The sequence below is a fragment of the Methylophaga sp. genome (genome assembly GCF_030651745.1).
Map to the genome: position 1 here is coordinate 20,011 of NZ_JAUSCC010000075.1, position 7,467 is coordinate 27,477.

Annotated in this window: 4 protein-coding genes and 1 pseudogene; 3 read left to right on the forward strand and 2 right to left on the reverse strand. The window is 48.3% G+C overall.

Annotated elements, in window-relative coordinates; translation table 11 throughout:
• The first annotated feature begins 59 nt into the window (after positions 1–59).
• Positions 60–3,302, forward strand: a complete 3,243-nt coding sequence (locus tag Q7V21_RS08865) for an autotransporter domain-containing protein (RefSeq protein ID WP_304916947.1) — start codon at positions 60–62, stop codon at positions 3,300–3,302.
• A 251-nt stretch (positions 3,303–3,553) separates the two neighbouring features.
• Here the strand turns inward: Q7V21_RS08865 and Q7V21_RS08870 are convergent, their stop codons facing one another.
• A complete protein-coding gene (locus tag Q7V21_RS08870) occupies positions 3,554–4,126 on the reverse strand; it encodes a M48 family metallopeptidase (protein ID WP_304916948.1) in 573 nt (190 codons plus the stop codon).
• A gap of 8 nt (positions 4,127–4,134) precedes the next feature.
• A complete protein-coding gene (mrcB, locus tag Q7V21_RS08875) occupies positions 4,135–6,471 on the reverse strand; it encodes a penicillin-binding protein 1B (protein WP_304916949.1) in 2,337 nt (778 codons plus the stop codon).
• Between the two features lie 333 nt (positions 6,472–6,804).
• On the opposite strand from mrcB, the gene Q7V21_RS08880 reads away from it, so the two are divergent.
• Positions 6,805–7,362 carry a thioredoxin family protein gene (locus tag Q7V21_RS08880; RefSeq protein ID WP_304916950.1) on the forward strand — a complete coding sequence of 186 codons (558 nt, stop codon included), beginning with the start codon at positions 6,805–6,807 and terminating at the stop codon, positions 7,360–7,362.
• A 26-nt stretch (positions 7,363–7,388) separates the two neighbouring features.
• Positions 7,389–7,467, forward strand: a pseudogene (locus Q7V21_RS17905) (ribulose phosphate epimerase); the annotation flags it as partial.

A 7,467-nucleotide genomic window follows, 5' to 3' on the forward strand; every position in this document is an offset into this window, starting at 1 on the left:
AAAAGTTCCCGTCACGCCATGCCCCAAAATTTGATAAATCTAAGGAACAGGTCACAGCAATGAATCGAGTCTATAAAGTCATCTGGAATATGAGCCGCCAAGTCTGGATGGTTGTTGGTGAATACACAAAATCACGCGGTAAAAGTAAAAGCACCGCTTCCAAACGACCTCATGGTCAGCATTTAACTGGTGTGGCATCCGCCCTGGCACTGGCCTTGAGCGCTGGCCCATTATTGGCAGAGGTGGAAACAACTGGGAATGTAAATCCAACACTGGATCCCAATCCAAGTGCATCATGGGATCTTGGCGGAAATAATCTATTCGTTGGTGATACAGGAGTCGGCTCACTACTTATTGATGATGGCAGTACGGTGAGTAATAATTTTGGCTACATTGGCAGATACGATGGTGACAACGGCAGTGTCACCGTGGATGGCAGCGGCTCTTCCTGGACGAATACTTCAATTTTATTTGTGGGCTTAGCTGGTGATGGCAGTCTCACCATCAACAATGGTGGTACCGTTAGTAATACTCTCGGCTACATTGGCAGTAGTGCTAGCAGCTCCGGCTGGGTAACCGTCGATGGTGCGAACTCCAGTTGGATCAATAGTGAAGAATTAACAGTGGGTCGTTCTGGCACCGGTAGTCTTACCATTAGCAATGGTGGCGCGGTCAGCAATACATTTGGCAGCATTGGTGGTAATTCTGCTGGTAATGGTAGTGTCACGGTAGATGGAGCGAACTCCAGTTGGACCAATAGTGCAAGTATCTATGTGGGCGAATACGGCACTGGTAGTCTTACCATTAGCAATGGTGGGACAGTGAGAAATACTATTGGCGTCATTGGCCGTTGGTCTAGCAGTAACGGCAGTGTGACCGTGGACGGTACAGACTCCAACTGGATCAATAGTGCAGATTTAACTGTGGGCCGTGCCGGCACTGGCAGTCTCGATATCAGCAATGGTGGAGTGGTAGGTAGTAACGTTGGTTACATTGGCTATGGGGCAACTGGCAGCGGCAGTGTCACGGTGGATGGCATGGATTCCTCCTGGATCAATAGTGCGTCTTTATATGTAGGTAATTCCGGTAGCGGCAGTCTTACCATCAGCAATGGTGGTGAGGTGAGTAATAACTTAGGCTACATTGGCTATGATGATGGCAGTTCAGGCAGCGTGACCGTCGATGGCCTTGACTCCAGCTGGACCAATCGAGCTGATTTGATAGTGGGAGGGTTCGGTACTGGTAACCTCACTATCAGTAATGGTGGTAGTGTGAGTAATGAGGAAGGCCTCATAGGCTATAATGCCGGCACCGGTAACGTGACTGTGGACGGGGTGGGATCGAGCTGGGACAGCAGTTTAAGTTTGTTTGTGGGCTTTGAAGGTATTGGCAGTCTCACCATTAGCAATGGTGGTGTAGTCAATGTGGATTCTGGCGCTGGCATAGCGTCGATAGGGTGGGATCCCGAGAGCACTGGCACCATCAATATCGGCGCAGCGGCGGGTGCTACTGCAGTAGCAGCTGGTACCTTAAATGCAGGAGTAGTGTCCTTTGGCGCTGGCACCAGCAGTTTGGTGTTCAACCACACCGATTCAGCTTACACGTTTGCTCCCAATATAACAGGCACAGGCGCCATTAGCTTGCTTTCCGGCACCACGCGCTTTACTGGTAACGGAGGGGTCTTAAGCGGTTATACCGGCACCATGACCATTGATGGTGGTACCTTATCGGTGGCTGATGGCGAGACCTTGAGTTTAGGTGGCAACTACACCCAAACCTCCACCGGTACACTGCGGATCGGAGTTAGGGATGACACCACCTACGGCAAGTTGTTAGTGGGTGGCACAGCGACATTGCCGAGCAACGCAAAAATCGACGTGAATGTTGCCGACGCGAACTTCAATTTCACAGCCGCCAGCTTAGTCAGCGTCATCAGTGCCGGTACGCTGACGTCAGACGGTACTTTTGCTGTCACCGACAACTCTGCCCTGTTCGACTTCAGCGCAGCCAAAAACGGTAACAATGTTGATCTCATCTTGGCAGCCGCTGCCAGCAACGACAACGACAACAGCAACGATAACGGCAACGATAACGATAACGATAACGATAACGACAACGACAACGACAACGACAACGACAATAGCAGTGGTAACAGCAGCAGCGGTGTGCTGAATGCGGTGACCAGCACAGGCAACTTTCCAGCCACCGGAGCCGCGGTGGCATTTGATGGCATTATTGATGTTTTTATCGCCAACGGCAGTAGCGGCAACACAGATATGGATACCGTGATTAATGCATTAGGCAGGTTTTCTACATACCAGCAAGTCAGTGATGCCGTCGCCGAAACGCTGCCCTTACTGGTCAGCGGTACCACCCAGATTGCGACCGGTACATTGCGTAGCACCAATCGCGTTATACAGGCCCGCCAATCCGGTTTTAGCGGTATGTCATCGGGTGATGGTTTTTTCATCGACAAACACCTGTGGGTCAAGCCGGTGGGCAGTTGGACTACTCAGGATGAACGAAACGGTGTGGCTGGTTATCGGGCAGATAGCTACGGTCTGGTCGGCGGTATCGACAGTGAGTTGGGCACACACACCCGCTTAGGTTTTGCACTGTCTTACATGAACAGTGATGTTGATGGCCGCGGCAGTGCCTCAGGTAACAAAGTTGACATCGACGCCTATCAAGCGATTTTCTACGGCAGTCGCAGTTTGCAAAATCATCCGGATATCGAAGTCAATTGGCAGGCTGATATTGGTATCAACAAAAACCAAGGCCGCAGACACATCAGTTTTATGAACCGCACAGCCAAAGCCGATTATGACAGCTACACCGCCCATATCGGCATAGGTGCAGGCAAACGTTTTGAGCTGAATGACACAACCACCATCATTCCAAGCCTGAGAGCCGATTATGCTTACATCAAAGATGAAAGTTACACGGAAACAGGCGCAGGAGCGTTGAACCTGGATATCGGCAGCAACCACGTTGACGAGCTTATTGTGATGGCGCAAGGTCACCTCAACCACCAACTTAACGACAGCACCAGCCTCACTGCCAATGCTGGACTTGGTTATGATTTCATTAACGACACCGCCAGCCTGACAGCCAGTTATACCGGTGGTGGTGTGGCGTTTACCACCAAAGGCTTTGACCCAAACCCTTGGTTGGCCAAAGCCGGTGTTGGAGTGAATTATCAACTCAGTGATAGCTCAGAAATTACTGCGAGTTATGATCTTGAAGGCAGAGAAGATTTTCTAAACCAAACTGCTTCTGTCAAGTTCCGCTGGATGTTTTGATAATGGGCCCCACGGTGATTCGTGGGGATAAAAAGGGTTTTTTATATTGTCCCGATACCTGTTGCAGGGTATCGGGATTTTATTTATCTGGACGGGAAAAGGGATCGATGATGGCGTGTTTTAATTGTAAAGCGCCGACGAAGGATCTCTAAACCTAGTTCCCACGCTCCGGCGTGAGAACAGTTATGCGTCAGAAGTGAGATTAAGTAAGCTTCCCCTGAGGGCTGTGGGAATCAGCAGATCATATTAGTCTAGTAGCGTGCGGCTTGCTCTCGCGCTGTTTTTGCCCCGGCACTATCACCAGTTTTGTTACGAATATCAGCCAGCAATAACCAAAAACGTTTCTGCTCGGCATTGTTGCCTTGTGCGTAGGAAACGCCTTTTAAAGCGACTTGTTCCGCCAGTCGATAGTCTTCCAGTTCATAATGGGTCTGGGCTAACTGGTAATAAACTTTTGGGTCGCGAGGTGCAATGCGTTGGGCCCGTTGTATACGGGATTGTGCTGCGGCCATATCACCTTGTTGCTGATATTTTTCTGCATCACTCAATAGCGCCAATACTGCTGGATTACTTGGTGTTGCTGCGCGTTGAGTGGCCGGCAGATCGGTCGATGTAGATCCCGGTGGTGGTACCGGTAATGCCTGTGGTGTTGCTGGTTGTAATGGTTCAGGTCTGGTTTGTGCAGTCTCCGGCGTTTGCGGCCGGGAAGGTACATCTCTGCTTTCCACCGGTGACTTATAAGTCACCGGTGCGGTCGTACAGGCGGATAAAAACATGGCCATCAGGGCCATAATAAAAAAGGGTTTTGATACATTGTTTAACATTTTAAAACCTATCTGAAGATGTCTTTAACCCAATCTATTGAGCGTTTAATCGGGTTTTCGGTAAATGTTTCTTCCGGCATGGCACAGGCGGCTGTTTCGGTTGGTTGTGTGCCTGCGATAAAAGGTATTTGAGTCGCATTCTCGCACAAACCATCGGCAAGTTTTCCGCTTAGCGGATCAATCCATAACATTACAATACCTTCTGGTATTGCCGGCTCAAACGATTGTAAGGGCTCTTGTGCAATAAACTTTGTCCAGGCACGCAATGCACCAGATGAACCGGTAATGGGCATTGGACTGTTATCATCAAGCCCCAGCCAGACCACGGCAAGACGATTACCGGTAAACCCTGCAAACCAGCTATCGCGTTGTTGATCCGAGGTTCCGGTTTTGCCAGCAGAGTTAATATTCATCGGTAATTGTTGATAGATGCTTCTAGCAGTTCCGCTACGGGTAACTTGCTGCAGGTTGTATTGCAGCAAATACATGGCTTTTTCATCGATGGTTTGCTGTAACTGAAATGGATAGCTGGAAAGTGCTTCACCTGCACTGTCTGTTACCGTGCGAATGGTACGCGGCGGAATTTGAAATCCGGTGGCAGCGATAGTCTGATACATGGCGGCCACCTCTAATGTCGACAAACTCTGAGCACCCAACAGCAATGAGGGGTAGGCATCCATTCGACGTTCAACACCAAGTCTTTGTAAGGTATCAATGACTTTATCAACCCCGATTTCCATACCTAACTGCGCCGTTGATAAATTATAGGAATGGGTGAGTGCGGCATGCAGCGGAACCAAGCCATAGGACTTGCCATCAAAGTTTTTGGGTGTCCAGGCTTGCTGGTTTGGTAACGTAAGGCTAAAAGGTGAATCATTCAATTCACTGATTAAGGTATATCCCTGTTCGAGAGCCGTCAGGTAAACAGCAGGTTTCACCAGAGAGCCAATTGGACGCATCGCATCCAAAGCACGGTTAAACCCGTGAAAGCGAGTATTTCGATCACCAATTAATGCCAGCACTTCCCCGGTTTGTGGATCGGTAACCACCATGCTGCCCTGAAGTTTTGCCAGTCTTTCACCATGGGTTTTGCTAAGATCGTCAATGGTGCTGATAAGGGAAGCTTCGGCTTTATGCTGACTGATAGGATCCAAACTGGTAAAGATCTGTAAGCCTTCTGAACCTAAATCTTCATCTTTATATTCACGACGTAACTGACGTTTCACCAAATCGATATAGGCCGGATAAGCCTCTTTCATGGAGCTTCCGGCGGCGACAACTTCTAGCTCGGCAGTCGAGGCCAACATATACTCTTCATCGGAGATAGAACCTTGCTGGTGTAAAACGCTTAATACCAGATTACGACGCTGTTTGGCGCGCTCCGGATTACGCCGCGGATCATAATAAGAAGGGCCTCTGACCAGACCGGCAAGCAGCGCTAATTGGTGTAATTTGAGTTCTTGTATCGGCTGGGCAAAATAATGTGCCGCACCCAACCCAAAACCATGGATGGCACGATTACCGGATTGACCGAGATACACTTCATTTAAATAGGCTTCAAGAATTTCTTCTTTGCTGTAATGCCACTCAAGGATCATTGCCATCGGCACTTCCAGCATTTTGCGCATTAACGTGCGATCGGCTGTCAGATAGAAGTTCTTGATTAATTGCTGGGTCAAGGTGCTGCCACCTTGCACAAATGCACCTGCCCGAATATTGGCCAATGTCGCGCGAGCCATGCCTTTGGGTGAGATACCAAAATGATCGTAAAAATCTCGATCTTCGATCGCAATCAGTGCATCAATAAAGGCCTGCGGCGCATCTTGTAGTTGGATCAGATCCCGGTCTTCATTATTCAGCGGATAAATACCACCAATCAGTGCGGGCTCCAGACGAATTAATGTCAGCGCCTGCTGATCTGCTGAACGCATCTGACTTAAGGTGTCACCACTAAAATCTAAAATAAGTTCTCTGGCAGGTTCATGCTCATCGGGAAAATGAAAACCGCGGGTGGACAGCGTTGCGCTGGAAGCTGAAAAAGCAACCTGGCCCGGCAGATTAGCCTTATCGACAAACTGATAACCTAAAGCTCTTAATTCAATTTTCAGGTCGTTGAGAGATAAAGGCGCGCCAGTGTAGAGTTCCAGTGGTCTGGCATACACTTTGGCAGGTAATGCCCAGCGTTTTCCCTCAAATTCGCTGCGCACTCGAAAGTCTAATGTCGCGATAGCAATAGCAGACGCGACAGTAATAAGTACCAACAAGCTAATAATGACTTTTGCGCTTATCAAACGGCGAAACACAGATTTCGATTTTTTGGTTTTGGACGGTTTATGTTTGGTCACAATGGGTTCTTAAAGTATTAAGTTTATGTAAATGGTATAGGGCTTAGGTCTGCAAAGCTTAATGTAAGTTCATCACGTTTTTGGTTAATGTGTTCTTGTCATTCTACTTTTGGTTTAAAGACACATAAGACTTGCTGACAAACTTTGGCGGTAACATATTGTAAACTGATTCGACATTGTCGCCATCTGCTACTAAGTTCTGGTTTCTGCTGAGATTCCTAATTTAGCGTTGTTAAATTTTTTCTGGTACGATCCCGAGTCGCAATTTATTTCCATAACGGTCATTTTCGGCGGAATGTGCGCCGAAAATCTTAAAAATTCTAACGGAAGCCTATGGTTAGTACAGAAACACCAATATGTGAATTTGGCCAGCCAGCCATCGACTTTTCTTTGCCAGGCACCGACGGCAAGATTTGGACTTTAGACAAATGTCGTGGCGAAAATGGCCTGTTGGTGATGTTTATCTGTAATCACTGTCCTTACGTTAAAGCTATATTGGACAGGCTGGTCCGTGATACTCGCGAACTCAAACAACTTGGCATCAACTCTGTGGCGATTTCCGCTAATGATGTCGCTGATTATCCCGAAGACTCATTCGACAACATGAAACTGGTTGCCGAACAAAACGGGTTTTCTTTCCCTTATCTGTATGACGAAAGCCAAGAGGTTGCTCAAGCCTATGGCGCGGTGTGCACGCCAGATTTTTTTGGATACAACAAAGATCTGACGTTGCAATATCGTGGTCGCCTTGATGCCAGCCGCAAAGAAGCCGCTCCAGCGGACGTACGCCGTGATTTGTTTGAAGCGATGCAGAAAGTCGCTCAGACAGGTCATGGTCCAGAACAACAGATACCCAGTATGGGCTGTTCCATCAAATGGCGGGCAGCTTAATTTTTTTTAATAGGAGAACGTAGATAATGGCTACACGTAGACATTTAGCAAATGCAATCCGTGCGTTAAGTATGGATGCAGTGCAAAAAGCGAATTCCGGCCATC

Bases quoted from the DNA above. Each gene is read 5' to 3' on its own strand.
- Q7V21_RS08865 (WP_304916947.1), top strand. From the start codon at position 60: ATGAATCGAGTCTATAAAGTCATCTGGAATATGAGCCGCCAAGTCTGG.
- Q7V21_RS08880 (WP_304916950.1), top strand. From the start codon at position 6,805: ATGGTTAGTACAGAAACACCAATATGTGAATTTGGCCAGCCAGCCATC.
- Q7V21_RS08870 (WP_304916948.1), bottom strand. From the start codon at position 4,126: ATGTTAAACAATGTATCAAAACCCTTTTTTATTATGGCCCTGATGGCC.